Annotated in this window: 20 protein-coding genes; 9 read left to right on the top strand and 11 right to left on the bottom strand. The window is 72.3% G+C overall.

Annotated features, from left to right (window positions below; genetic code table 11):
• Positions 1 to 12 precede the first annotated feature (12 nt).
• The 3 genes from ACFRU2_RS14450 to ACFRU2_RS14440 form a co-directional block, all read right to left on the bottom strand.
• Positions 13 to 3,144, bottom strand: a complete 3,132-nt coding sequence (locus tag ACFRU2_RS14450; protein WP_382971839.1) for an efflux RND transporter permease subunit — start codon at positions 3,142 to 3,144, stop codon at positions 13 to 15.
• A gap of 210 nt (positions 3,145 to 3,354) precedes the next feature.
• A complete protein-coding gene (locus ACFRU2_RS14445; protein WP_382971838.1) occupies positions 3,355 to 4,071 on the bottom strand; it encodes a response regulator in 717 nt (238 codons plus the stop codon).
• 37 nt (positions 4,072 to 4,108) lie between these two features.
• A complete protein-coding gene (locus tag ACFRU2_RS14440; RefSeq protein ID WP_382971836.1) occupies positions 4,109 to 4,930 on the bottom strand; it encodes an adenosylcobinamide-GDP ribazoletransferase in 822 nt (273 codons plus the stop codon).
• Positions 4,931 to 5,000: 70 nt separating this feature from the next.
• Here ACFRU2_RS14440 and ACFRU2_RS14435 point away from each other — a divergent pair, with 70 nt between their 5' ends.
• Entirely contained in the window at positions 5,001 to 5,765 is a 765-nt protein-coding gene (locus tag ACFRU2_RS14435) for a hypothetical protein (protein WP_382971834.1), read from the top strand.
• Positions 5,766 to 5,841: 76 nt separating this feature from the next.
• Here the strand turns inward: ACFRU2_RS14435 and ACFRU2_RS14430 are convergent, their stop codons facing one another.
• Positions 5,842 to 6,120 carry a hypothetical protein gene (locus ACFRU2_RS14430; RefSeq protein ID WP_382971832.1) on the bottom strand — a complete coding sequence of 93 codons (279 nt, stop codon included), beginning with the start codon at positions 6,118 to 6,120 and terminating at the stop codon, positions 5,842 to 5,844.
• Between the two features lie 13 nt (positions 6,121 to 6,133).
• On the bottom strand, positions 6,134 to 6,928 hold the full coding sequence (locus ACFRU2_RS14425) for a PspA/IM30 family protein (RefSeq protein WP_382971830.1): 795 nt from the start codon (positions 6,926 to 6,928) through the stop codon (positions 6,134 to 6,136).
• Positions 6,929 to 7,169: 241 nt separating this feature from the next.
• Between ACFRU2_RS14425 and ACFRU2_RS14420 the strand changes: the two genes are divergently transcribed.
• Positions 7,170 to 7,769 (top strand): DUF3043 domain-containing protein, encoded by a 600-nt coding sequence (locus ACFRU2_RS14420; RefSeq protein ID WP_382971828.1) that lies wholly within the window; start codon positions 7,170 to 7,172, stop codon positions 7,767 to 7,769.
• A gap of 89 nt (positions 7,770 to 7,858) precedes the next feature.
• Complete coding sequence (locus tag ACFRU2_RS14415; RefSeq protein WP_382971826.1) at positions 7,859 to 8,581, top strand: class I SAM-dependent methyltransferase; 723 nt, start codon at positions 7,859 to 7,861, stop codon at positions 8,579 to 8,581.
• Positions 8,582 to 8,685: 104 nt separating this feature from the next.
• On the opposite strand, the gene ACFRU2_RS14410 is transcribed toward ACFRU2_RS14415, so the two are convergent.
• Entirely contained in the window at positions 8,686 to 8,898 is a 213-nt protein-coding gene (locus ACFRU2_RS14410; protein WP_250742535.1) for a hypothetical protein, read from the bottom strand.
• Between the two features lie 104 nt (positions 8,899 to 9,002).
• Here ACFRU2_RS14410 and ACFRU2_RS14405 point away from each other — a divergent pair, with 104 nt between their 5' ends.
• The 5 genes from ACFRU2_RS14405 to ACFRU2_RS14385 all read left to right on the top strand — a co-directional run bounded on the left by ACFRU2_RS14405 (position 9,003) and on the right by ACFRU2_RS14385 (position 15,391).
• Positions 9,003 to 10,208: a bifunctional adenosylcobinamide kinase/adenosylcobinamide-phosphate guanylyltransferase gene (locus ACFRU2_RS14405; RefSeq protein WP_382971824.1), complete on the top strand. Its 1,206-nt coding sequence runs from the start codon at positions 9,003 to 9,005 to the stop codon at positions 10,206 to 10,208.
• Positions 10,209 to 10,271: 63 nt separating this feature from the next.
• Positions 10,272 to 11,333, top strand: coding sequence for a nicotinate-nucleotide--dimethylbenzimidazole phosphoribosyltransferase (gene cobT / locus ACFRU2_RS14400; protein WP_382971822.1), 1,062 nt, complete (start codon positions 10,272 to 10,274; stop codon positions 11,331 to 11,333).
• 82 nt (positions 11,334 to 11,415) lie between these two features.
• Entirely contained in the window at positions 11,416 to 13,386 is a 1,971-nt protein-coding gene (locus ACFRU2_RS14395) for a phosphatidylglycerol lysyltransferase domain-containing protein (RefSeq protein WP_382971821.1), read from the top strand.
• Entirely contained in the window at positions 13,383 to 14,126 is a 744-nt protein-coding gene (locus tag ACFRU2_RS14390) for a hypothetical protein (protein WP_382971819.1), read from the top strand. Before ACFRU2_RS14395 ends, ACFRU2_RS14390 begins: the two co-directional genes overlap by 4 nt.
• A 71-nt stretch (positions 14,127 to 14,197) precedes the next feature.
• A complete protein-coding gene (locus ACFRU2_RS14385) occupies positions 14,198 to 15,391 on the top strand; it encodes a sensor histidine kinase (RefSeq protein ID WP_382971920.1) in 1,194 nt (397 codons plus the stop codon).
• A 12-nt stretch (positions 15,392 to 15,403) separates the two neighbouring features.
• On the opposite strand, the gene ACFRU2_RS14380 is transcribed toward ACFRU2_RS14385, so the two are convergent.
• The 5 genes from ACFRU2_RS14380 to ACFRU2_RS14360 all read right to left on the bottom strand — a co-directional run bounded on the left by ACFRU2_RS14380 (position 15,404) and on the right by ACFRU2_RS14360 (position 22,256).
• Positions 15,404 to 16,279: an endo alpha-1,4 polygalactosaminidase gene (locus ACFRU2_RS14380; RefSeq protein ID WP_382971818.1), complete on the bottom strand. Its 876-nt coding sequence runs from the start codon at positions 16,277 to 16,279 to the stop codon at positions 15,404 to 15,406.
• A complete protein-coding gene (locus tag ACFRU2_RS14375; RefSeq protein ID WP_382971816.1) occupies positions 16,276 to 16,971 on the bottom strand; it encodes a spherulation-specific family 4 protein in 696 nt (231 codons plus the stop codon). The genes ACFRU2_RS14380 and ACFRU2_RS14375 overlap by 4 nt, the downstream gene beginning before the upstream one ends.
• A 19-nt stretch (positions 16,972 to 16,990) precedes the next feature.
• Positions 16,991 to 18,598 (bottom strand): hypothetical protein, encoded by a 1,608-nt coding sequence (locus ACFRU2_RS14370; RefSeq protein WP_382971814.1) that lies wholly within the window; start codon positions 18,596 to 18,598, stop codon positions 16,991 to 16,993.
• Positions 18,595 to 20,109 carry a GT4 family glycosyltransferase PelF gene (gene pelF / locus ACFRU2_RS14365; protein ID WP_382971813.1) on the bottom strand — a complete coding sequence of 505 codons (1,515 nt, stop codon included), beginning with the start codon at positions 20,107 to 20,109 and terminating at the stop codon, positions 18,595 to 18,597. Before pelF ends, ACFRU2_RS14370 begins: the two co-directional genes overlap by 4 nt.
• A 122-nt stretch (positions 20,110 to 20,231) precedes the next feature.
• Entirely contained in the window at positions 20,232 to 22,256 is a 2,025-nt protein-coding gene (locus ACFRU2_RS14360) for a hypothetical protein (protein WP_382971812.1), read from the bottom strand.
• Between the two features lie 345 nt (positions 22,257 to 22,601).
• Between ACFRU2_RS14360 and ACFRU2_RS14355 the strand changes: the two genes are divergently transcribed.
• Positions 22,602 to 24,137 carry a leucyl aminopeptidase gene (locus ACFRU2_RS14355; RefSeq protein WP_382971810.1) on the top strand — a complete coding sequence of 512 codons (1,536 nt, stop codon included), beginning with the start codon at positions 22,602 to 22,604 and terminating at the stop codon, positions 24,135 to 24,137.
• The last annotated feature ends 145 nt before the right edge of the window (positions 24,138 to 24,282 follow it).

Below are 24,282 nucleotides of genomic sequence, written 5' to 3'. Positions count from 1 at the left end.
CTCAGACGGTGCTCAGACCTTGACCGGGCTCTCGTCCTCCGCCGGGGCGGCCGGGGCCGGGACCACGGTCAGGCGGGCCCTCTTCTTCGCGCTGCGGCGCTCCTTGCGGAGCTCCAGCATCGTGTAGAGGGTCGGTACCAGGAGCAGGGTCAGCAGGGTGGAGCTGATGAGGCCGCCGATGACGACCACCGCGAGCGGCTGCGAGATGAAGCCGCCCTCCCCGGTGACGCCCAGCGCCATCGGGAGCAGCGCGAAGATCGTCGCCAGTGCCGTCATCAGGATCGGGCGCAGACGGTGACGGCCGCCCTCGACGACCGCCTCGATCACGCCGTAGCCCTGGGCGCGGTACTGGTTGACCAGGTCGATCAGGACGATCGCGTTGGTCACGACGATGCCGATGAGCATCAGCATGCCGATCAGCGCCGGGACGCCGAGCGGGGTGCCGGTGACCAGGAGCAGGCCGAGCGCGCCGGTCGCGGCGAACGGGATCGAGACCAGCAGGATCAGCGGCTGGACGAGCGAGCGGAACGTCGCGACGAGGAGCATGAACACGATCGCGATGGCCGCGAGCATGGCCAGGCCCAGCTGGCCGAAGGCCTCGCTCTGGTCCTGTCCGACGCCGCCGATGGTGGCCGTGGCGCCCGCGGGCAGGTCCAGGGCCTTGATCTTCGACTGCAGGGTGGAGCTGACGGCGCCGGTGTTGTCGCCGACCGGCTTCGCGCTGATGGTCGCGGCGCGGGCGCCGTCGATCCGGGTCATCGCGACGGGGCCGGGGACCTCCTTGACCTCGGCGATGTCGCCGAGCTTCACGGGGCCGACGGGCAGCGCCTGCAGCTGGGCCAGGGTGGTGGCCGGCTGCGCGGACTTGATGACGATGTCCCGCTCGGTGTCGTCCAGTACGGCCTTGCCCGCCGGGTTGCCGCGTACGGCCTGGCCGACGATGGCGCCGAGCGCCGCCTGGTTCAGGCCGAACTCCGCCGCCTTGGGGGTGGCGGTGACCGAGATCCGGGGTACGGACTGGGACAGGTCGCTCTGGACGTCGGTGACGTCCTCGATCTTCGCCACCTCGGCGCGGACCTGCTCGGCGGCCCGGGCCAGGACGGCCCCGTCACCGGCCTTGACGACGACGCTGAGGTTCTGGCTGCCGAAGCCGTCGCCGGCCGCGATGGTGGTCTCGCCTATGCCGTCGAGCCCCTTGAGGGCGGTCTCGATGTGCTTCTTGGCGGACTCGGTCTTCCCCGAGTCCTCCAACGTGACCTGGTACGAGGCCTGGTTGGAGCCCGTACCGCCGCCGAAGGCGGCCAGGAAGCCGGAGGAACCGACGGTGACCTGGTAGTCCTTGACCCCCTCGGTCCCCTCCAGGACCTTCTCGACCTTGCGGCTCGCCTCGTCGGCCGCCGCCAGCGAGGTGCCGGGCGGCAACTGCTGCTTGATGCTGAGGACTTCCTGCTCGCCCTGGTCGAAGAAGTTCGTCTTGAGCAGCGGGGTCATGCCCAGCGTCGCGACGAACACCACCACGGCCACGACCAGGGTGGCGATCCGGCGGCGGGTGACCAGGTCCAGCGCCCGTACGTAGAACTGCTGGAGCTTGCTGCGGGACTCCTTCTCCTCGGCTTCGCGGCGGGCCTTCTCGATGCTCGCGGCGTCCCCTTCGCTGACGCCCTTCGGCGCGCGCAGGAACCAGTACGAGAGCACGGGCACGACCGTCAGGGAGACGAGCAGCGAGGCCAGCAGGGCCGCGGTGACGGTGATGGAGAACGGGCCGAAGAACTGGCCGACCATGCCGCCGACGAAGGCGATCGGCAGGAAGACGGCGACGGTGGTGAGCGTGGAGGAAGTGACCGCGCCGGCCACCTCCTTGACCGCGGTGATGATCGCGCTGCTGCGCTCCTCGCCGTAGCCGAGGTGGCGCTTGATGTTCTCCAGGACCACGATCGAGTCGTCGACGACCCGGCCGATGGCGATGGTGAGCGCGCCCAGCGTCAGCATGTTGAGGGAGAGGTCGCGGGTCCACAGCACGATCAGCGCGAGGACGACGGACAGCGGGATGGAGACCGCGGTGACCAGCGTCGAGCGCAGCGAGCCGAGGAAGACCAGGATCACGATGACCGCGAAGGCCAGGCCGAGCAGGCCCTCGGTGGTCAGGCCCGAGATGGACTTGGCGACGGCCGGGCCCTGGTCGCTGACCACGGCCAGGTCGGCGCCGGAGCCGAGGGTGGTGCGGAGCTCGGGCAGCTTGTCCTTGACCGCGTCCGAGATGGCGACGGCGCTGCCGTCCTTGTCCATGGTGAGGACCAGGGCGAGGCTGGGCTTGCCGTTGGTGCGGGTGAGGGAGTCGGCCTTGGCCGGCTCCTGCTTCACGCTCGCCACGTCGCCGAGGCGGACGGCGGGCTTGCCCGGTCCGGCGGTGAGGCGCAGGTCCTCCAGCTGGGCGAGCGAGGTGAAGCCCGAACCGACGCGCACGGTGCGGTTCTTGCCCGCCTCGTCGAAGGAGCCGGCGGGGACGGTGGCGCCGCCCGCCTGCAGGCCCTGGGCCAGGGCCGCGCCGTCGAGGCCGGCGGCGGCGAGCTTGGCGTCGTCGGGGGTGACGGTGACCTGGAGGTCCCGGACCCCGTCGACGGTGACCTGGCCGACGCCCGCGATGTCCTCCAGAACGGGGACCACGGACGTGGTCAGCTGGTCGGCCAGCGCCTGCTGGTCCTTGTCGGAGGTGACGGCGAGGACCACGGTCGGCATGTCGTCGGTGGAACCGGCGATCACCTGCGGGTCCACCTCGGCGGGCAGCCGTACGCGGGCCCGGTTGACGGCCTGCTGGACGTCGGCGACGAGCTGCTTGGTGCCGTCGTCGCCGTAGTCGAAGGTCGCCATGATCAGGGCGTTGCCCTCGCTGGCGGTGGACGTGATGCCGGTGATGCCGTCGACGCCCTTGAGCATGGCTTCGATCGGTTCGACGACCTGCTTCTCCACCACGTCGGGCGAGGCACCCTGGTACGGCGCGAGCACGGACACCATCGGCAGGTCGATGGAGGGCAGCAGCTGCTGCTTGAGCTGCGGGATGGCTATGGCGCCGAAGAGGAGCGCGACGAGCGACACGAGGCCGATCAGCGCCCTTTGGGCGAGGCTGAAGCGGGACAGCCGGAACATGGCTATGGGGATCTCTCTGCAGGGACGCGGTGACGTCTACGAGGCATGACGGGCAGCCGTGCCTTCGGGCACGCGCGGGGCCCCTCAGCCTCTCGTGCGCACGGGCACGCCGACGTCGCCCCCAGGTCTCGTCCTTATCCGGGGCATACCGCGTCCGCAGTAGGCGGGACTACTCCGAACCGCTCGGGACGGCTCCGAAGGTCCTCCGTTCTACTCGGCCCTGGGCCGGACCAGTCCCGATTCGTACGCGATGACCACCAATTGCGCCCTGTCGCGGGCGCCGAGCTTGGACATGGCCCGGTTCACGTGGGTCTTGACGGTGAGCGGGCTGACTTCCAGCCGGCGGGCGATCTCGTCGTTGGACAGGCCCGCGGCCACGAGGACGAGGACCTCGCGTTCGCGTCCGGTCAGCGCGGCCAGGCGCTGTGCGTGGGCGGCGCCTGCGGCGGGGGTGTCCCCGGCGCCGCCGCCCTGCGCGAGGAAGGTGGCGATGAGCCCCTTGGTGGCGGCCGGGGAGAGCAGCGCGTCGCCGGCGGCCGCGACGCGGATGGCGTTGAGCAGCTCCTCCGGTTCGGCGCCCTTGCCGAGGAAACCGGAGGCGCCCGCCCGCAGGGCCGCCGCCACGTACTCGTCCACCTCGAAGGTCGTCAGCATCACCACACGCACGCCGGTCAGTTCGGGGTCGGCGCTGATCAGCCGGGTGGCGGCGAGGCCGTCGGTGCCGGGCATCCGGATGTCCATGAGCACGACGTCGGGCCGGACCGTGCGCGCCAGCTCGAAGGCCTGCGCCCCGTCGGAGGCCTCCCCCACGACGCACATGTCGGCCTCGGAGTCGACGAGCACCTTGAACGCGCTGCGCAGCAGGGCCTGGTCGTCGGCGAGGAGCACCCGGATGGGCGTCGGGTCCTGGTTCGGGGTCGTTTCCACGCCCCGACCCTACGTCGCCCCGTGCGGCGGGGTCCGGCTAGCCCAGGGCCAGTACGACCAGGGCCGTCGTCGCCGAGATCTCGGCCAGGGATCCGAACACGTCACCGGTGACCCCGTCGAAGCGGCGCACGCACCGGCGGAGCAGGGCCTCGGGCGCCAACAGGGGGGCCAGGACCGCCACCGCGTGCTGCGCGGCGGCCGGCAGGCCCAGCGGCAGCGCGACGGCGGCGGACAGGACCAGCACGAGCCCGGCGACGGCGACGGCCGCCTCGCGCGGGACGACTCCGGCGACGGCCGCGCCCAGCCCCTCGGGGCGGGCCGGGGGGACCCCGTCGCGGGAGGCCAGGGTCATGGCGAGCCGGGCGGTGACGGCGGCGAGCACGGCGGCCAGGGCGCCCCGGATCCAGCTGTCCGCGTACACGTTGGCCAGGGCGGCGACCTGGACCAGCAGCACGAACACCAGCGCCACCACCCCGAACGGGCCGATGTCGGACTGCTTCATGATGCGCAGCGCGGCGTCGGCCGGCTTGGCGCTGCCCAGTCCGTCCACCGTGTCGGCGAGGCCGTCCAGGTGCAGGGCGCGGGTCAGGGCCGCCGGTACGGCGACGGTGACGGCCGCGGCGAGCAGCGGCCCGCCGCCGCAGACGAGGAGGAGCACGCCGGGCACGGCCGCGAGGAGCCCCACGACGAGCCCGGCGAGCGGGGCGCAGGCCATGCCGGTGCGGGCGGCGGGACGGTCCCAGCGGGTGATGCGGGTGGGCAGCACGGTGAGCGTGCCGAAGGCGAAGCGGACCCCGTCGAGCAGCGAGGCTCGCTCCGGGGGCGGCGTCGGGGACGGGCCGTCGTACGAATCTGTCATCGGCGCGAACGCTACCTGCTCGACGAGACCGGTAAGTTACCCATAACGCCCCAAATCGGGAGGTGGTGGCATGGGTCACTGGTGGTATCGCAACATCGTGGAGCCCGGGAAGCTCCCGCTGCTCCTCGCGCTGGTCTCCTTCGTCCTGTCCTTCCTGGTCACCCGCATGATCACCCGCATGATCCGGGCGGGCCGGGGGCCCTTCAAGAACGTCACCCCGGGCGGCCTGCACGTCCACCACGTGGTCCCCGGCGTGATCCTCGTGATCATCGGCGGCTTCGGGGCGATCGGGAGCGCCCGGCACAGCTTCGGGGCCGGCCTGTCGGCCGTGATCTTCGGACTGGGAGCGGGGCTGGTGCTGGACGAGTTCGCGCTGATCCTGCACCTGGACGACGTCTACTGGAGCGAGCAGGGCCGCAAGAGCGTGGAGATCGTGGTCCTGACGGCGGCGATCGTGGCGCTGGTGCTGGGCGGCTTCCTGCCCTTCGGGGTCAACGACCTGACCGAGGACGAACGGCACAACCGCGGCCTGGTCGCCATGAACACGGCGACCAACTTCTTCCTCGCGCTGATCGCCCTGTGGAAGGGCAAGGCGCGCACCGCGTTCTTCGGCGTGGTCATCCCCTTCGTGGCGCTCATCGGGGCGATCCGCCTCGCCCGGCCCGGCTCCCCGTACGCGAAGAAGTTCTACGCGAACCGGCCGAAGGCCCGCGCCAAGGCCGGGCTGCGCGCCTTCCACCACGACCGCCGGTGGGCCTCGCCGCGCCGCAAGTTCGAGAACTTCATCGGCGGGACCCCGGACTCGGAACGGTCCTCCGAGAAGGAGTCGCACTGACGGAACACGGAACAGGAACACGGACGGAAGAAGGGCCCGCCCCCAGGGGCGGGCCCTTCTTCACGCCTGCTCGCGGTCAGCCCGGGATCAGCCCGTCGTCGCTGAGCATCTCCCGCACCTCGCCCAGCGAGGCGTCGGGGGCGGGCAGGATCAGCTCGGACGGCTCCAGCGCCTCGTCGGGCAGCGGTGTGCCCAGGCGCCGTACGGCGTCGAGGAGCTCCCCCAGCGTGCGCCGGAAGCCCGCCTCGTCGCCGCTCTCCATCTCGGCCAGCAGTTCGTCGTCCAGCTTGTTGAGCTCGGTGAAGTGGCTGTCCGCCAGCTCCACCTGACCTTCCCCCATGATGCGGACAATCATGACGGGCCCCGTCCTACTGCTTGTCGAACCGGTGCTGGGTCTGCGACTGCTGGCCGGCGCCCGGGGTGCCGCCCTCGATGGCCGACTGCTGGGCGGAGGGGCCGCCCGCCAGCTCGGCCTTCATGCGCTGGAGCTCCAGCTCCACGTCCGTCCCGCCGGAGAGGCGGTCGAGCTCGGCCTGGATGTCGTCCTTGGAGCCGAGGCCGCTCTGGTCGTCGAGCGCGCCGGAGGCGAGCAGCTCGTCGATCGCGCCCGCGCGGGCCTGGAGCTGCGCCGTCTTGTCCTCGGCACGCTGGATGGCAAGGCCGACGTCGCTCATCTCCTCGGAGATGCCGGAGAAGGACTCGGCGATCCGCGTCTGGGCCTGGGCGGCCGTGTACGTGGCCTTGATGGTCTCCTTCTTCGTACGGAAGGCGTCCACCTTGGCCTGGAGCCGCTGCGCGGCGAGGGTCAGCTTCTCCTCCTCGCCCTGGAGGGTCTGGTGCTGCACCTCCAGGTCGCTGACCTGCTGCTGCAGCGAGGCGCGGCGGGACAGGGCCTCACGGGCCAGGTCCTCGCGGCCCAGGGCCAGCGCCTTGCGGCCCTGGTCCTCCAGCTTGCTGGACTGGCCCTGGAGCTGGTTGAGCTGCAGCTCCAGCCGCTTGCGGGAGGTCGCCACGTCGGCGACGCCGCGGCGCACCTTCTGAAGCAGTTCGAGCTGCTTCTGGTACGAGTAGTCAAGGGTCTCGCGCGGGTCCTCGGCCCGGTCCAGGGCCTTGTTCGCCTTCGCGCGGAAGATCATCCCCATACGCTTCATGACACCGCTCATGGGCTTCGCGCGCCCCCTTCTAGACGGACTGTGCTCCAGGTCACCAACAAGACCCACAGTACGGGCCCTGCCTCTATTACCGCACTGTTCGAGCGGGGATGCGCTCCTCCTCCAGGACGACTGCTCGTCCGCCGTGTCAGGCGTAAGGAGTAGGTGCTTCCCTCAGGTAGGACGCCCGCCGTTGCCGGATCGTTCCCCGGCGGGATGGGGCCCGTGGCCGCAACCACGTACCCTTGGGTTTGTGTTTGGTAGCCGATCCTCCAAGGAAGAGAAGGACGCCGCCACCGACAAGGTGAGCGCCGACCTCTCGCAGTCCCGTGACCCTCAGGCCCCGAAGGGCCGCCCGACGCCGAAGCGTGCTGTGGCCCAGTCGCAGCGCAAGGCCGTGGTGGCCTCGACCGGCAACCGCAAGGAGGATGCCAAGCGAGCTCGTGAGCGCCGCCGGGTCGAGATGACCAAGCAGCGCGAGGCCCTCGCCAATGGCGACGAGCGTTATCTGCCCAACCGCGACAAGGGTCCCGTGCGCCGCTACGTGCGCGACTTCGTGGACTCCCGCTTCTCCGTCGCCGAGATGTTCCTGCCGCTGGCCGTGATCATCCTGGTGCTGAGCATGGTGCGGGTGCCGTCCATCCAGAACATCGCGCTCCTGCTGTGGCTCGGCGTGATCGCGCTGATCATCGTCGACTCCATCGGCATGTTCATCCGCCTGCGCAAGGCCCTGAACCAGCGCTTCCCGGACGAGCCCAAGCGCGGCGCCGTCGCGTACGGCCTGATGCGCACCCTCCAGATGCGCCGGCTGCGTCTGCCGAAGCCGCAGGTCAAGCGCGGGGAACGGCCCTGAGCCCAGGAACGCCCGGAGCGTTCGGCGGGGGTGGCTTCGCGGACGGGGCCCGGCTGTGGCTGGAAGGCCTCGGCGGGCTCCGCAATGCGGTGCGCCAGGAGCTCGTCGGCCGTCAGGTGGACGAGCAGATCGCGCACCGCTTCCCCGTGGGGCAGCGGCTGCGCGTCCTCGACGTCGGCATGGGCCAGGGCACGCAAGCGCTGCGCCTGGCCCGCGCCGGGCACATGGTGACCGGGCTGGAGCAGGATCCGGCCATGCTCTCCGTCGCCCGTGAGGTGCTGGCCGCCGAGCCCCCCGGGATCCGGGACCGCGTCCGCCTCATGGAGGGCGACGGCCGGGAGACCGGTGCGCACTTCCTGCCGGGCAGCTTCGACGTCGTGCTCTGTCACGGCGTCCTCATGTACGTGCCCGAGCCGGACGCCATGCTCGCCGGGCTCGCCCGGATGCTGGCCCCCGGCGGGCTGCTGTCCCTGCTGGTGCGCAACGGCGACGCCCTCGCCATGCGGCCGGGCCTGCACGGTGACTGGACGGGCGCGCTGGCGGCCTTCGAGGGCGTCGACTACACGAACCGGCTCGGCCTGGACGTGCGCGCCGACCGGCTGACCACACTGACCGCGACCCTGTCGGGGATCGGCGCCCCGCTGCAGACCTGGTACGGGGTGCGCGTCTTCACCGACGGCACCGAGGCGGCGGACAAGTTGCCCGCCGACGCGGAACTGGAGCGGCTGCTCGCCGCCGAGGACCGCGCCGGGCGGACCGACCCCTACCGCGGGGTCGCCGCGCTGCTGCACCTGTGCGGCGTACGGGGCTGAGCCCCGGGCCGCAGGGCCGCCGTGGACACCGCCGAGCCCGGACCCCCGAGGGGTCCGGGCTCTCGCGTACCCGATCAGAGCCGGGCAGCGCCGGTCAGTACCAGTCAGAGTTCCGCGGCCTCGCGCAGGCTCATCGTGTAGAGCTGGACCCCGTTGTCGTCGGACAGCTTCACCTGTTCGGTACCGCCCTCCAGCAGGTCCTTCCAGTACTCGCCGATCCAGGATTCGGCGTCCCCCTGCGTGGTGAACTCCTCCGGCACCACCGACGGGCTCGTCTCACTGCCGTCGGCCGTCTCGAACCGCCACGTCCACGCCATGTCCGCCTCCGTTGCTCGTCCGCTTCTCACACGCTTCTCGCCTTGAGTGTGCCCGCAGACTAACCGGGCGCGCAGCAGTCCCGGCGACGCGGGAGGATCATCCTGTGGAACTCACTCTGCTCGGCACCGGCACACCCGAAGGACTGCCCCGCCCCGGCTGTCCCTGCGCCGCGTGCGCGCTCTCCGTGGGGCCCCGCGCACGCGCCGCCACCTCCGTGCTCGTGGACGGGGCGCTGCTGCTGGACCTGACCCCCGGCGCGGTGCTCGCCGGCGCCCGGGCGGGGCATTCGCTGGCCGCCGTACGGCAGGTCCTGCTGACCCACCCGCACGACGGCCCCGCCGTCGAGCTGCCGCCGGGGCTGCCGGCGGCCGGGCGAGTGCCGGACGGACGGGAGCTCGCGGTGATCTCCGGGCACCGGGTGCGGGCCGTGCCGATGGACGCGCCGGGCACCGGGTACGAGGTGACCGGGCCGGACGGTTCCCGGATGCTGTACCTGCCGCCGGGCGGCGCCCCGGCCGGGACCTCGGGCACCAGCGGGCGGCGCCCGTACGACGTGGTCCTCGCGGACGTGCTCGGCCGGCCGGAGGCGCTGGCGCGCCTGCGGGCCAGCGGAGCGGTGGGCCCGGCGACGGACGTGATCGCCGTCCACCTGGACCACGACACCCCGCCGGGCGCGGAACTGGAGCGCCGGTGCGCCGCCGCGGGCGCGCGGACGGTGCCGGACGGGACCACGGTGGCGGCCGGGGAGTACCGGCCGGCGCCCGAGGTGCCGCGGCGGACCCTGGTCCTGGGCGGCGCCCGGTCGGGCAAGTCGTACGAGGCCGAGCGGCGGCTGACCGGCTACCCGGAGGTCGTCTACGTGGCCACGGGCGGTACGCGCGAGGGCGACCCGGACTGGGCCGCGCGGATCGGGCTCCACCGCGAGCGCAGGGCCGCGTCCTGGCGGACGGTGGAGACCTGCGATCTGGTGCCGCTGCTGGCGCAGGAGGGGCCGGCGCTGCTCATCGACTGCCTGGCGCTGTGGCTCACGGACGCCATGGACCGGGCCGGTGCGTGGGACGACTCCGTGTGGGCGGAGGGGGGAAGCAAAGAGCTGGCCGCGCGCGTCGGTGACCTGGTGGCGGCGGTCCGGTCCACCCGTCGGCAGGTGGTGCTGGTCAGTAACGAGGTCGGCTCCGGGGTCGTTCCCGCGACGGCGTCCGGGCGGCGGTTCCGCGACGAGCTGGGGCGGCTGAACGCGGGGGTCGCCGGGGAGTGCGAGCACGTCCTCCTGGTGGTGGCGGGGCAGGCACTGACCCTGAAGCAATAGCCGTGCGCCGCGGGGCGTGAGGACCGTTCAAGCCCCGCAGGGCTCCGCTGTACCCTCTGGCAAATGACCACGCTGAATCTCGACGACTTCTCCGATCTGATCGAGCGCCCCGACGGGGGCGTCCGGCGTGACGCCGAGGAACGCCGTGAACGGCTGGCCGTGCCGGTCGGGGCGCTGGGGCGGCTCGACGAACTGGCCGAGTGGCTCGCCGCCGCCCAGGGACGGGTGCCGGTCAAGCCGATCGAGCGGCCGCGCGTCGTGCTGTTCGCCGCCGACCACGGGGTGGCCTCCGAGGGGGTCTCCGCACGTCCCGCCGGCGGCGCCCACGAGCTGGTGCGGGCCGTCCTGGACGGCCGGAGCCCGGTGGCGATCCTGGCCGAGCGGCTCGGCGCCTCCGTACGGATCGTCGATGCCGGCCTGGACTGCGATCCCGACCTGCTGCCCCAGGAGATCACCAAGCACCGCGTCCGGCGCGGCAGCGGGCGCATCGACGTCGAGGACGCACTGACGGTCGAGGAGGCCCGGGCCGCGCTGCTCCTCGGCATCCAGATCGCCGACGAGGAAGCCGACTCCGGGACCGACCTGGTCGTCCTCGGCGACCTGAGCGTCGGCGGGACCACCGTCGCCGCGACCCTCGTCGCCGCCCTGTGCGGCACCGACGCCTCCGTGGTCACCGGCCGCGGCGGCATGCCGATCGACGATCTGACCTGGATGCGCAAGTGCGCGGCGATCCGCGACGCGCTGCGACGCGCCCGGCCCGTCCTCGGGGATCAGGTCGCGCTGCTCGCCACCGTCGGCGGCGCCGACGTCGCGGCGATCACCGGCTTCCTGCTCCAGTGCGCGGTGCGCCGCACCCCCGTGATCCTCGACGGGGTGGTCTCGGCGGCCTGCGGGCTGGTGGCCCAGCGGGCCGCTTTCCGGGCCCCGGACTGGTGGCTGGCCGGACAGGCCAGCGGGGAGCCCGGCCAGGCGAAGGCACTGGACCGGATGGCACTCAACCCCGTGCTCGACCACGGCGTCACTGTGGGAGAAGGAACCGGGGCGCTGCTGGCTCTGCCCCTCGTCCAGGCGGCCGCCGCACTCGCGGCGGAACTCCCCGAACGAGCGGCCGAGCCGACCGAATGAGTCACCGGGGCCCACGGTCCTGACCAGGCCGCGGCCCTCGGGACCCCAGCACGGACCGCGATGCCCCATATCATCGCTTTTTATGGGAGAGGTCCGTTTGACCAGCGCAGAGACCGATCGGAAGACCGACCGAACCGGTGGGGATCCGAACGGCAGAAACAATCCGGGGGGCGGGCGGGGGAACGCCCAGGCCAACACCCCGGCGAACGCCCCGGGGAACACCCAGGGGAACGCTCAAGGAGCCACACCGGCCGGCCAGGGGGCCACCCGGAGCACCGGCCGCGGAAGCGTCCGTTCGCGGCGCAGCGCCACCTTCGCGGTGTGGTACTTGCGCGCCGTCACCTTCGTCAACCTGCTCAGCGCGGTGTGGTTCTCGCTCGGCCAGGACCTGCGCCGGCACAGCACCGCCGATTTCTACACTCCGTACCTGCTCACGGCCGGCTTCGCCTCCGCGGCGTTCTCACTGCTGCTCACCGTCACCATGGGCCGCCGCAAGCGCGCGGCCTGGATCCTGAACCTCGTGCTCAGCGGGCTGCTGCTGGCGGCCTTCGCGATGGCCGCCGTCGCCTCCTTCACCCCGTGCTCGGGGGGCTCGTACGAGTTCTGCTACCCGGAGTTCCGCGTCCACCCGCAGAACTGGGTGGCCTTCGGGCTGACCGCGCTCTTCGTCGGCGCCCTGCTGCTGGGCCGCCGGGAGTTCTACGCCAAGGGCGACCGCTCCAACCCGCTGCTGGCCAGCCTGGTCGCCTCCGTCGGCCTGCTGGTGACCTCGCTGGTCGCCGCCCTGCTCGTCGGCGCGACCAACACCGACCCGGACGCCGCGGACGCCACGTTCCTGGCCCGCTGGCGGTACGGCGTGATGCGGCTGGTCACCCTGGCACCGGACGACAAGGCGTACAACGCCATCACCACCCCGAGCTGGGTGGACGTGGCGATCAACGTGATGTCGACGCTGCTGCTGCTCGCCGTGCTGTTCGCGGCCTTCCGCTCGCGCCGCGCCGTGGACCCGATCACCGAGGAGGACGAGGAGAAGCTGCGCCTGCTGCTCGCCCGGCACGGCGACCGCGACTCGCTGGGCTACTTCGCGCTGCGCCGCGAGAAGTCCGTCATCTGGTCCCCCACCGGCAAGGCCGCGGTCACCTACCGCGTCGTCGGCGGGGTCTCGCTGGCCTCCGGCGACCCGATCGGCGACCCCGAGGCGTGGCCCGGCGCCATCGACCCCTGGCTGGCCGAAGCCCGCGAGCACGGCTGGGTGCCCGCCGTGATGGGCGCGAGCGAGGAGGCCGGGCAGATCTACGCCCGGCACGGACTGGACGCACTGGAGCTGGGCGACGAGGCCATCGTCGAGACCGACGAGTTCACCCTGGAGGGCCGCGCCATGCGCACCGTCCGCCAGGCGTACAACCGCGTCAAGCGCGCCGGTTACACCGTCCGCATCCGCCGGCACGCCGACATCCCGGCCGAGGAGATGGACGTGCTCCTGCTGCGCGCCGACGACTGGCGCGACGGCGCGACCGAGCGCGGCTTCTCCATGGCACTGGGCCGGCTGGGCGATCCCGACGACGGCCAGTGCGTGATGCTGGAGTGCTTCGACGGCGAGGGCGAGCTGCGCGCCGTGCTGTCCTTCGTCCCCTGGGGACCCAAGGGCCTGTCGCTGGACCTGATGCGCCGTGACCGGGATTCCGAGAACGGTCTGATGGAGTTCATGGTCATCGAACTCCTGGAGCGGTCAAAGGAGATCGGGGTCACACAGGTCTCGCTGAACTTCGCGATGTTCCGTTCCGTCTTCGAGCGCGGGTCGAAGCTCGGCGCCGGTCCGGTGCTGCGTCTGTGGCGCTCGCTGCTGAGCTTCTTCTCGCGCTGGTGGCAGATCGAGTCCCTCTACCGGGCCAACGCCAAATACCGGCCGATCTGGGAACCGCGGTTCATGCTCTTCGAGAAGAGTTCGGACCTGCTGCGGATCGGGATCGCCGCGGGCCGGGCCGAGGGCTTCCTGGAAGCACCCGGGCTGCCGAAGTGGATGCACCGCAGACATCTGGAGAGCAAGCGTTGACCACTGCCTCACTGCGGCGGTTCGCCCGCCGCGAGTGGGGGCCCCTGTACCGGACGGTCCGGGACGCGCTCGTCCGCGACACGTGGCGGGCGATCCCGATGACCCTCGGCGCGGTCTGCCTGACCGCCGTCTTCCAGATCGTGCAGCAGACGTCATGGGGCTTCCAGCCGGTGCAGGACCTCGGGTCGGTCAAGGCCGTCGACCCGCTCTGGCTGGCCCTGCTGCGGACCCCGTTGTCGCTGTTCGTCCCGGCGCTGGACCTGCCGGTGTGGGGTGCGCTCGCGCAGATCCTCCTCGTCTTCGGGATCTCGGAGATCTGCATCGGCTGGTGGCGCACGCTGGTCATCGGCTACGTGGCCACCCTGGCCGGGACCACGTACGCGCGGATCGGGCTCTCGCTCGGTCCGGACCACCCCTTCGGCCTGCCCGTGTCGGACAAGATCGTCAACGACACGGGGCCCTCGGCGGCGGTGGTCGGACTCGCCGTCTACGTCTGCTGGCGCTACCGGGCCTACCTGACCGGCTCCCTCGTGATCCTGGTGATGATCGGCGAGCTGCTCTTCAAGGACAACCTGGCGGGCAAGGAACACCTGGCCGCCATCGCCTCGGTGATGCTGATCTGCCTGGTCCGCGCCAAGTGGGGACCCGAGCGCTCCCGCGCCCCGCTGGGGCGGCCCCCGGCCGCGGCCGCGCCCCCGGCCCCGCCCGGGACGCCTCCCGTTCCGCCGCCCCGGGTCTGAGAACCCGCGCGGGGCCGTACCGTATCGGGGTGACGACACACCTCGGGCCGCTCGCCCCCACACGGCAGTGGATGCGGGACCATCCGCTGGCCACCGACGCCGTACTGGCGCTCGGGGCGCTCGTCGCGATGGTCGTCGGATCCTTCGCCGACCCGCACGGGGAGCACGGGCCGACCTTCGGGACCCGTACCCCGGAGCCGTTCTCGCTCGTCCTCATGGTGCTCGGTGCGGGCGCCCTGGTGCTGCGGCGCCGACGGCCGCGCCTGGTGCTGGCGGTCGCCATCGGGCTCTCGCTGCTGGAACTGACCACCGGGGAGCCGCGGGCACCCGTCGCCATGTGCACGGTGATCGCCCTGTACACCGTGGCCTCCCGCACCGACCGGCCCACCACCTGGAAGCTCGGCCTGCTCACCATGGCCGGGCTGACGGGCGTGGCCATGCTCTCCGGACCCCTGCCCTGGTACGCGCAGGAGAACCTCGGCATCTTCGCCTGGACCGGCATGGCCGCGGCCGCGGGGGACGCGGTGCGCAGCCGGCGGGCGTTCATCGACGCCATCCAGGAGCGGGCCGAGCGCGCCGAGCGGACCCGCGAGGAGGAGGCCCGGCGCCGGGTCGCCGAGGAGCGGCTGCGGATCGCCCGGGACCTGCACGACGTGGTGGCCCATCACATCGCCCTGGTCAACGTGCAGGCGGGGGTGGCCGCGCACGTCATGGACAAGCGTCCGGACCAGGCCAAGGAGGCCCTGGCGCACGTACGGGACGCCAGCCGGTCGGCCCTGAACGAGCTGCGGGCGACCGTCGGGCTGCTGCGCCAGTCCGGCGACCCGGAGGCGCCGACCGAACCGGCGCCCGGCCTGGCCGTACTCGACGACCTGGTGGACACCTTCCGGCACGCCGGGCTCCCGGTGAAGGTGATGGTCCAGCTGGGCCCGGCAGCCGCGGTTCCGCTGCCGGCCGCCGTGGACCTGGCGGCCTACCGGGTGATCCAGGAGGCGCTGACCAACGTCCGCAAGCACGCGGGTCCGGGGGCCGGTGCCGAGGTCAGTGTGGTGCGGGTGGGCGGCTCGGTGGAGGTGACCGTGCTGGACGACGGCGGATCCTCGCCCGACCCCGCGCCGGAGCCCGCGCCGGAGCCCCGCGACCCCGGCGGCGGGCACGGCCTGCTCGGCATGCGCGAGCGGGCCGTGGCCCTGGGCGGCTCCTGCTTCGCCGGGCCCCGCTTCGGGGGCGGCTACCGGGTGCACGCCATCCTTCCGGTGGGCTGAGAGGCCTCCGGGTCAGCAGGCCTTCCGCCAGGCGCCGAGCTCGTACTTCTTCTCCAGCGAGCTGAGCTTCAGTGCGCGCGAGGCGGCGCAGAACCGGCTCGCCGGGAGCTCGTACTCCACGTGGAAGACGGCCTTGCCCGCCACGATGAACGGGGTCAGCCGTGCGCACTCGTCGTACTGGGCACACTGCTCGTTGACCGCGAAGTCGAAGTCCCCCACCAGTTCAGGGATCTGGTCCAGGTCGTTCTTCAGACCGACCGACAGCCCCCGGTCGTGGGCGAGCCGCACGATCAGCCGGTTGTAGTTCAGCTGGTCGCCGGCGGTGAGCGGGAAGCCGGACTTGTTGCGGTAGGCGTCCATGTTGTCCGGCTCCACGGCGTCGAATCCCTTGTCCCGGCACATGTCGAACCGCTTGGCGATCAGCGGTTCCAGTTCCTTGAGCCGCCGGATGTCCAGCCAGCGCTCGCCCTCCCAGCCGTTGCCCTCGCCGCGCATCGACGGCGGGAAGGCCCCGGCGTCCGGCCGGAAGTCCTCCCAGGCGCCGGTGGAGAGGTAGCAGATGGTCCGTCGGCCGGCCGCCTTCAGTTCGGCGACCTGCTCCTTGGTGGTGGTGAACCCGTCGATGTCGTAGACCGCCGCCTTCACCGAGGTGTCGAGCTTCCCGGTGATCTGCCACTGCCAGCTCACCCCGGGCGCCGGCTGCCAGCGCTCCCCGGGCGCCGGAGCGGGCGAGAGGTCCTCCGGCTGCTCCTCGTCGTCGTCCGGGGCCGAGGTGCAGGCCGCGAGCAGCAGGACGGCGACGGCCCCGAGGGCCAGCAGGCGGCGGGCGGACCGGCGGGCGGGCCGCCGGGCCGGCTGACGGGTCGGCGTAGGTCTCGTACGTCTCATCCGGCGGCCTCCAGGGCGTACGGCAGGGTCCCCCACGGGTGCGCGCCGGTCCCCGGGACCGCGCAGTGCACCCCCGCCCCCCGCTGGGCCGCCAGCCGTTCGGCGAGTTCGGCGGCCGGGGCGCCCGGCGGGACGGCGTAGACGAGGTGGCAGAACCGGTGGGCGGGGTGGTCGGCGGTCCACGGGGGGACGGCGGCCGCGTCCCGGTAGGCGTCCCAGGGTCCCTCGAAGGTGACGAGCAGGTCGGCGAGTTCGGCGTAGCCGGGGTGGGGGTGCACTCCGTGGTTGAGGACGACGGTACGGGCCCCGGCGGCCCGCGCCGCGACGACGAGCCGCCGGTAGTGCGGCAGGAACTCCGGGCCGGCCGCGGCCTGGTCCAGGAAGGTCCCGTCGGTGCCGTACCAGTCGCGGTGGCGCAGCAGGTCCTGGACCACGGCGGCGTGCGGGCGCCGCCCGTAGTCGGTGTCGGCGTACCCCAGGACGGGCACCCCGGCCCCGCGCAGCCGTTCCGCGACGGCGGCGAACCGCTCGTCGGGGGCCTCGCCGGGCCCGCTGGCGGGGTTGAGCACCACGGAGTGCAGCCGGCCCGCGGAGCGGATGAGCCGCTCCCAGTACTCGGGGCGGTCGGCGGGGTGCTCGTAGAGGGGCACCAGGAGCATGAGGTCCTTCTTCTCGTACGGGTTCACGTGCATCGGTGGTGAGGGGCCGGAGTCAGCGGTGGGCCGTGGCCCGGCCGAGGAGCAGGCAGACCAGGGTGCCCAGCGCGAGCGCCGCGGCTCCGGCGACGGCCAGTTGCACGGCGCGCGGCTGCCCGAGGCCCAGGAGCAGGGCCAGGCTCTGCGCGACGGCGGCGGAGGCGCAGACCACCGCGGCGGGCCGGACCGCCCCGAAGGACTGCAGGAGCAGCCCGGTCCACATCACGGCGCCGAGCAGCAGCAGGGTGGCGACCCGGACCCCGGTCAGACCGGGCGCGCCGGGCCAGAGCAGGGTTCCGGTGAGGCCGAGGGCCAGCAGCACGGCCAGGTAGACGGCGAGGCACCGGGCCAGGGTGGAGAGCATCCGCAGCCGGAACCGGCGGGGCGAGCGGGCCGCGCGCAGCCCGGCGAGGCTGCCGCTGCGGAACCGGTGGAGCAGCCATTCGGCGGGTCCCATGCTGAGGGTGAGCGCCACGGCCGAGGGGGCCGCGACCGCCTCGGCGGGGCCCCCGGCGAGCACCTCGCCCAGGGCGGCGTAGAGCACGAGCAGCCCGGTGCCCAGGCCGAACACCCCGTACGGGACGGAGTCCCCGAGCCGGGGTCCGCGCGGTCCGTACTCCTCCTCGGCGCCGCGCAGCATCTGCCAGCGCACCGGACCCCGTTCGCCCGGCCGGCGCTCCGTCCAGCCGCGGGCGCGGAGCACGAGGGCCCGTACGCCGTCGGCCAGCGGCAGTTCCCGTACGGCCAGGGCGCAGGCGGCCAGGAGGGAGGCCGTCAGCAGGAACACCCGCACCGGGACGGGCAGTTCCACGAGGAGCGTGAGCAGGGCCCCGGCGGCCATCGGGGCGAGCGCGGCCAGCAGCAGCCGCTCCCGCCCGAGGACGAGCAGCACGGTGGCGGCCCCGACGTAGAGGGCCTGGCCGGCGGCGAAGGCGTAGGAGAAGGGGGGCCCGCCGGGTACCGCCAGGGCGGCGGCGGTACCCAGGAGGGCCCCCGCGGGGGCTCCGGCGAGCAGGGTCCGCCCGGCGGCAGCCCGGTCGCCGAGGCCGAGCCAGGAGTACGCCCGGTGGGACAGGGTCTGGTCCCAGACCCAGCCGATGAGCGCTCCGGCGAGCAGGGTGAGCGTCCCGGCGGGCAGCCCCAGCCGGTCCTTGGGGCCCTCCAGCAGGGGTGCGCCCAGCAGGTAGGCGAGCCCGGGCAGGGCGAAGATCACCCCGCGCAGGAGGCAGGCGGTGAGGGGCACCTTCCAGGGGTCGGGGACCCGGTCGGGCTCCGGGAAGGAGCGCGGCACCCGGGCGTAGAGCTCCTCGGCGAGGCCGAAGGAGTCCTGGCGCCCGTAGGCGAGGCGGATGTGCTCGTCGGTCATGCCGTCGGATTCCAGGACGGCGGCGATCTCGTCGGGGTGGACGGCCGCGGCGATGAACGCGTCGAGGCGCTCGGCGAGTTCGTCCATCGGGTCGGCGGCCGGTCCGTCGCGTCCTTCGCGGCGCGGCCGGGGGATGCCGGGCAGGGCGTCGGCCGCGTCGGCGGCGGGCGCCGTACCGCGCCCGGCGGCCGCGGCGTGGCCGACGGCCACCCAGGTTCCGTCCGGGCCGGGCGGCTTGAGCCAGAGGGATCCGCTCACCACAGGCTCCCGTCGGCGGCGAGTTCCTTGTACCAGGGGTCGGCGAGGCGCTGGGTCCATTCGTCGCCCACGTGGACGGGCAGGACGGGCTGGCCGGCGAGCTCGCGGTAGATGTGGCGGAAGCCGTCCACGGACTGGTGGAGCGTGAACTTCTCCACCACCCGCTTGCGGGACATCCGGCCCAGTTCCGCGCGGCGTTCGTCGTCGCGGAGCAGGGCGAGGGTGGCGCGGGCCATGGTCTCGGGCTCGCGCGGCGGGACGACGAGCCCGGTGTCGCCGACGGCTTCGCGGACCCCGCCCACGTCGGTGGAGACGGTGGTGCGGCCGCAGGACATGGCCTCGATGATGGAGAAGGGGAAGCCCTCGCTGATGGAGGAGAGCATCACGACGGAGCCGGCTCCGTAGGCCCGGGCCACGTCGTCGATGCGGCCCTCGTAGGTGATCCCGTCGCTCACGCCCAGTTCGGCGGCGAGCTTCTCCAGCTTGAGCTTGTAGTCCTCGCAGCCCGCCGGGACCGGGCCGAAGAGGCGCAGTCGCAGGGCGGGGAGCTCCTCGCGCATGAAGGCGTAGGCCCGGACGAGGGTTTCGAGGTCCTTGATGGGGTCGATGCGGCCGCACCAGCTGAGGGTGGGGACCTCGGGTTCGGGGCCGGCCTCGGGGAAGGCGTGCGGGTCGACGCCGTTGTAGACGGTGCGGATCCGCTCGGCGTCGGCTCCCCCGCGCTCCTCCCAGCGGCGGTTGTACTGGTTGCACGGGGTGATCAGGTCGGCCTGCCGGTAGCCCTCGGTGTTGAGCTCGCGGTAGAAGCCGAGCATGAGGGCCTTGACGGGCCAGCGCTGTTCGGCGCTGCGGTAGCCGAGGTAGCGCTCGCGGAGGTAGATGCCGTGCTCGGTGAGGAGGAAGGGCACCTGGTCGAGGTACTTGGCGGCGAGCGCGGGGAGGGTGGCCAGTCCGCTGCTGACGGCGTGCGCGACGCTGTCGGGCGGGATCCGCACGGACAGCGGGCGCAGTGCGTGTTCCAGCAGGTCGGTGGCGGTGAGCGCGTCGTGGATGGTGGGCTCGGCGGCGGCGGTGACCAGGCCGGGGCGGGTCCAGACGGTCATCAGCAGGCGCAGGACCGATTCGGAGCGCAGGGCCGCGGCGAGCCGCCCGGAGCGGGCCAGCAGGGCCAGTTCGCGCAGGGATTCGGAGAATCCGCCGCGCTCGGGGTCGAGCAGGGAGAGCAGGAAGGTCTCGTAGGTCTCGGCGAAACCGCGTTTGGTCTTGCCCCGCAGGCCGGAACGGAGTCTGCGGGCCGGCGGGGCGCCCCAGAGGGGAACGCTGGTGTGGCGGTAGACGTTGCGCGGCAGTTCCCAGGTGACCGGCTCGCGTCCGGAGCCGGTCAGGGCTATGACGTTGAAGTCGACCTCCGGCATGCCGCGGACCAGTTGGTCGCACCATGTGCTGACGCCCCCGTGGACGTGCGGGTAGGTGCCTTCGGTGAGCATGGTGACATGGCGCCCATGGCTCATGCGGTGTGTCCCCCCAAGGACGGAAAAGGGGCCGGCGCCCGTGGTTCGCGGAGCGCCGGCGCTAGGTGGTACGCGTGGCTGTCTTGTACGTGCGTGCCCGGCTGGTCAGGGCAGGTGGAGCGTCAGGGCATGTTCAGCGTGACGGCGCTCTGGAGCAGCTCGGGAGCCGTCCAGGCGGAGCGGGAGCCGGCGTAGGCGGTGCCGAAGTCCGCGGTGCCCAGAAGGAGCTGCTTCTTGGTGCCGGTGGGCGCCGTGACCGGGGCCACGACTCCGGAGGGCGCCTTGACGGTGACGACCTTGCCGATGCGGTAGGCGGTGACCTGGTTGGCGGCGACCGCCGCGTTCCAGGCCGCGCGGCGCTGGAGCTCGACGCCGGTGTCCTTCATGCTCTGGTTCACGATCGGCGCGGAGGGCGCGTAGAGGGTGCGGTAGGTGTCGAGGACCTGGTTGAGCACCGGGTAGAGGGTGCGGTCCTCGGCGAGGTTGGACTGGTGGACGTAGTGCGGGCGCGGGTCGTTGTTCAGGACGTGCCGCATGGCGGTCCTGGCCTCGGCCGGGACGATGTAGTCCAGGTAGCCCGTGCCGGCGTCGAGCGGGGCCGGCAGGCAGGTGGAGGTGCCGGGGTTGTCCTCGCAGATGCCGCTTCCGCCGTGGGCGCGGCTGGTGTAGATCCAGTTGTACTCGTCGGCCATCTCGGCGTTGGTGCCCGTGTTGTAGTACACGTTCATCGGGTACCGGGGGACGGTCAGTGCGGCGCCCACGGGCCGCTGCACGGGCTCGCGGGAGTTGTCGCTGCCCGCCCACTTCACGCCGTTGTCGGCGAGCGCGCCGGCCAGGTTGGGGTTGTCCTGGGGCTGCTGCGGGAGGGTCTTGAGGCCGGAGTGCTCACCGGTGACCAGTTCGGTGCGGTCGGTGGTGATGCCCTTGGCGGCGGCCCAGTTGTTGTTGTCGCGGATCTGGGCCGAGATCTCGGCGCGGCTCATGTAGTTGATCGCGCCGGCGCTGTTCTTCGTACAGGTCCACGGGATGGTGGTGGTGTCCTGGGTGCAGCCGAGGAACGGGTGGGTGTAGGTGTGGTTCATCCACCGGTACTTCGCCCGGTCGGCGACCAGTTGGGCGGTCAGGGCGTCGACGCCTCCGTTCTCCGCCTTCCACTCCTCGCCGGCGCCGCCGTTGAAGAGCATGTCGAGCTTGAAGTTCTTGGAGGTCTGCCACTGCGCCGCGTACACGGCGTCGGCGGCCGTCATCCGGATCGTCGATTCCTGGCCCTCGCCGCCGGCGCAGGCGTAGTCGCCGGGGGTGCAGTTCAGGTCTTTGTTCCAGCGGGCGTCCGGCGCGAAGACGTCGTCGACGTGGACCGCGAAGTAGTTGCGCTCCTGGCCGAGGTGGACGCCCTGGGTCATCCACTCGACGATGCCCCGGGCCAGCAGCCGGAACTGCTGCTGGTACTGGTTGTAGCCGAAGGTGACGACCAGCTCGCTGCGTCCGTCGTGGGCGTACTCGCCGACGAGCGAAGCCCGTCCGGAGCCGACCGGGGCGTCGAGGTAGCTGGTGTAGCCGGTCCGCGGCTTGGCCATGAACCCGTAGCTCTCGGGGATCAGCGGCGAGTTGTCCTCGAAGTCCACCTGCCCCCCGAGGTAGGCGAAGGGGCCCGCCTTGCCGGCGGCGGTGACGGCGGCCTTGGTGCCGTCGAGGGTCCCGCTGTAGCCGCCGTTGTCGGTGTACTCCAGGCCGACGCCCGGGTGCGCCCAGGTGTACGCGTCGACCTGGCGGATCCCGTACGCCGTCTCGTACGCGGCGAGGGCGGCCATCTCGGCCGAACCCGCTCCGAACGGATCCTCGTTCGGCAGCACCACGCTCTGGAACTTGGCGCGCGGCCGGCCGTCGACCGTGTCGGCGAGGAACGCCGCGTTGACGACCGGGCGGCTCCCGCTGCCCAGGTCGATGCGGGTGTACGGAACCCCCGTGTCGCGGAGCTCCGCCGTGATCGCCTCGACCGAGCTCCCGCCGTCGTCGACGACGAGCACCCGCAGGTCGATCCTCGGAGTCACCGCGGCCTGAGCGGCTGCTCCGGGTACTGCGACGGATGCTATGGCGGCCGCGAGGCAGACGGCGGCGAGCCTGTTCATCCGGTTCTTGTGGACCATTTCGGCCTTTCCCCCCGCAGATCCTCGACTTCGGCCTGTGGCATGGGGCCAGACCGGGGAGGCTTCTGTGGAAATGATGCAAAGGGACCCCGCGTCCCCTTGCGAGAGTGGTCCGAGTGTTTCGGACCTCGTCAGGTCTAAGAGGCAAACGTGGAACAGAGTCCACAGATGGGTGAACCTGACGACCTCTAGATCGAACAACTTGCCAAACCTTCGAGTGACGTGCGGACCAGTACGTGCGCGTAGGCTCGTTTCCGGCGGCCATCGGGCCCGAATACGATCGCTACGGACGGCCGTCCACCCACTCGGCCCACACCACCAAAACGGAAGCGAGAATTCACCACCGTGACTGCTCTGACTCTCAGCACTGCCGGACCGGCGACGCTGCGCGCCGACGTCCTCGTCGTCGGCGTGGCGAAGGGCCCCAAGGGCCCCGTCGTCGCCGCGGGCGCCGAGGCCGTGGACAAGGCGTACGACGGCAAGCTCGCCGCCGTGCTCGACGCGCTCGGTGCCTCGGGCGCCGAAGGCGAGACCACCAAGCTGCCGGCCCCGGACGGCCTCAAGGTCCCGGTCGTGCTGGCGGTCGGGCTGGGCTCCCTTCCCGACACGGACGAGTCCTACGACGAGGAGGCGCTGCGCCGCGCCGCCGGCGCCGCCGCCCGTGCCCTGCACGGCACCAAGAAGGCCGCCTTCGCGCTCCCCCTGGACGACGCCTCCGCCGTGACGGCCGTGGCCGAGGGCGCGCTGCTGGGCGCGTACGCCTTCACCGCGTACCAGGGCGGCGAGAAGAAGGCCGCCGGCTCCAAGAACGGCGGCCCGAAGCAGCCTCTCGCCGAGATCGCCCTGCTCGGCGCCAAGCCGCGCGACAAGGAGCACAAGGCCGCGGCCGAGCGCGCCACGATCGTCGCGACCGAGATCAACATCGCCCGTGACCTCGTCAACACCCCGCCGAACGACCTCACCCCCGAGGCCTTCGCCGCAGTCGCCGGTGCGACCGCGAAGGAGAACGGCATCAAGGTCCAGGTCCTGGACGAGAAGGCCCTGATCAAGGGTGGCTACGGCGGCATCATGGGCGTCGGCAAGGGCTCCGAGAACCCGCCGCGCCTGGTGAAGCTCTCCTACACCCACGCCAAGGCGGAGAAGACCCTCGCCTTCGTCGGCAAGGGCATCACCTACGACTCCGGCGGCATCTCCCTGAAGCCGGCCGGCCACAACGAGACGATGAAGTGCGACATGGCCGGCGCCGCCGCCGTCTTCGCCTCCGTCGTCGCGGCCGCCAAGCTCGGCCTCCAGGTCAACGTCACCGGCTGGCTCGCGCTCGCCGAGAACATGCCGTCCGGCTCGGCCACCAAGCCCGGCGACGTGCTGCGCATGTACAGCGGCAAGACGGTCGAGGTGCTCAACACGGACGCCGAGGGCCGTCTGGTCCTGGGCGACGCGCTGACCAAGGCCTCCGAGGAGAACCCGGACGCGATCGTCGACGTGGCGACCCTGACCGGCGCCATGGTGATGGCCCTGGGTGACCGCACCTTCGGCATCATGGCCAACGACGACGCCTTCCGCACCTCGATCCACGAGATCGCCGAGGAGGTCGGCGAGGCCTCCTGGCCGATGCCGCTCCCCGAGGACCTGCGCAAGTCCATGGACTCCCCCACCGCCGACATCGCCAACATGGGTGTCCGCATGGGCGGCGGCCTGGTGGCCGGCCTCTTCCTCCAGGAGTTCGTCGGCGAGGGCATCACCTGGGCCCACCTCGACATCGCGGGCCCCGCCTTCCACGAGGGCGCCCCGTACGGCTACACCCCCAAGGGCGGCACCGGCTCCGCCGTCCGGACCCTGGTCCGACTGGCCGAGCGCACGGCCACGGGCGACCTGGGCTGACGCCTGACGGCCCGGCTCCACGCAGGCCCCGGGGGGGGGGGGGGTTTTTTTTTCCGGGCGGGGGATGTTTTTTTTCCCCAAAACCCCTCTGTTTTTTCTCTTTGGTTGCCCCCCAGTTTTGGGGAAAAAAACGCCCCCCAGCAAG

The sequence above is a fragment of the Streptomyces sp. NPDC056883 genome (assembly GCF_042788835.1).
In the GTDB taxonomy this organism is placed as follows: domain Bacteria; phylum Actinomycetota; class Actinomycetes; order Streptomycetales; family Streptomycetaceae; genus Streptomyces; species Streptomyces stoeckheimensis.
This window is presented reverse-complemented; position numbering and strand designations above follow the sequence as displayed.

Bases quoted from the DNA above. Each gene is read 5' to 3' on its own strand.
- ACFRU2_RS14450 (WP_382971839.1), bottom strand. From the start codon at position 3,144: ATGTTCCGGCTGTCCCGCTTCAGCCTCGCCCAAAGGGCGCTGATCGGC.
- ACFRU2_RS14440 (WP_382971836.1), bottom strand. From the start codon at position 4,930: ATGACAGATTCGTACGACGGCCCGTCCCCGACGCCGCCCCCGGAGCGA.
- ACFRU2_RS14435 (WP_382971834.1), top strand. From the start codon at position 5,001: ATGGGTCACTGGTGGTATCGCAACATCGTGGAGCCCGGGAAGCTCCCG.
- ACFRU2_RS14430 (WP_382971832.1), bottom strand. From the start codon at position 6,120: ATGATTGTCCGCATCATGGGGGAAGGTCAGGTGGAGCTGGCGGACAGC.
- ACFRU2_RS14425 (WP_382971830.1), bottom strand. From the start codon at position 6,928: ATGAGCGGTGTCATGAAGCGTATGGGGATGATCTTCCGCGCGAAGGCG.
- ACFRU2_RS14410 (WP_250742535.1), bottom strand. From the start codon at position 8,898: ATGGCGTGGACGTGGCGGTTCGAGACGGCCGACGGCAGTGAGACGAGC.
- cobT (WP_382971822.1), top strand. From the start codon at position 10,272: ATGACCACGCTGAATCTCGACGACTTCTCCGATCTGATCGAGCGCCCC.
- ACFRU2_RS14395 (WP_382971821.1), top strand. From the start codon at position 11,416: ATGGGAGAGGTCCGTTTGACCAGCGCAGAGACCGATCGGAAGACCGAC.
- ACFRU2_RS14385 (WP_382971920.1), top strand. From the start codon at position 14,198: ATGCGGGACCATCCGCTGGCCACCGACGCCGTACTGGCGCTCGGGGCG.
- ACFRU2_RS14380 (WP_382971818.1), bottom strand. From the start codon at position 16,279: ATGAGACGTACGAGACCTACGCCGACCCGTCAGCCGGCCCGGCGGCCC.
- ACFRU2_RS14375 (WP_382971816.1), bottom strand. From the start codon at position 16,971: ATGCACGTGAACCCGTACGAGAAGAAGGACCTCATGCTCCTGGTGCCC.
- pelF (WP_382971813.1), bottom strand. From the start codon at position 20,109: ATGAGCCATGGGCGCCATGTCACCATGCTCACCGAAGGCACCTACCCG.
- ACFRU2_RS14360 (WP_382971812.1), bottom strand. From the start codon at position 22,256: ATGGTCCACAAGAACCGGATGAACAGGCTCGCCGCCGTCTGCCTCGCG.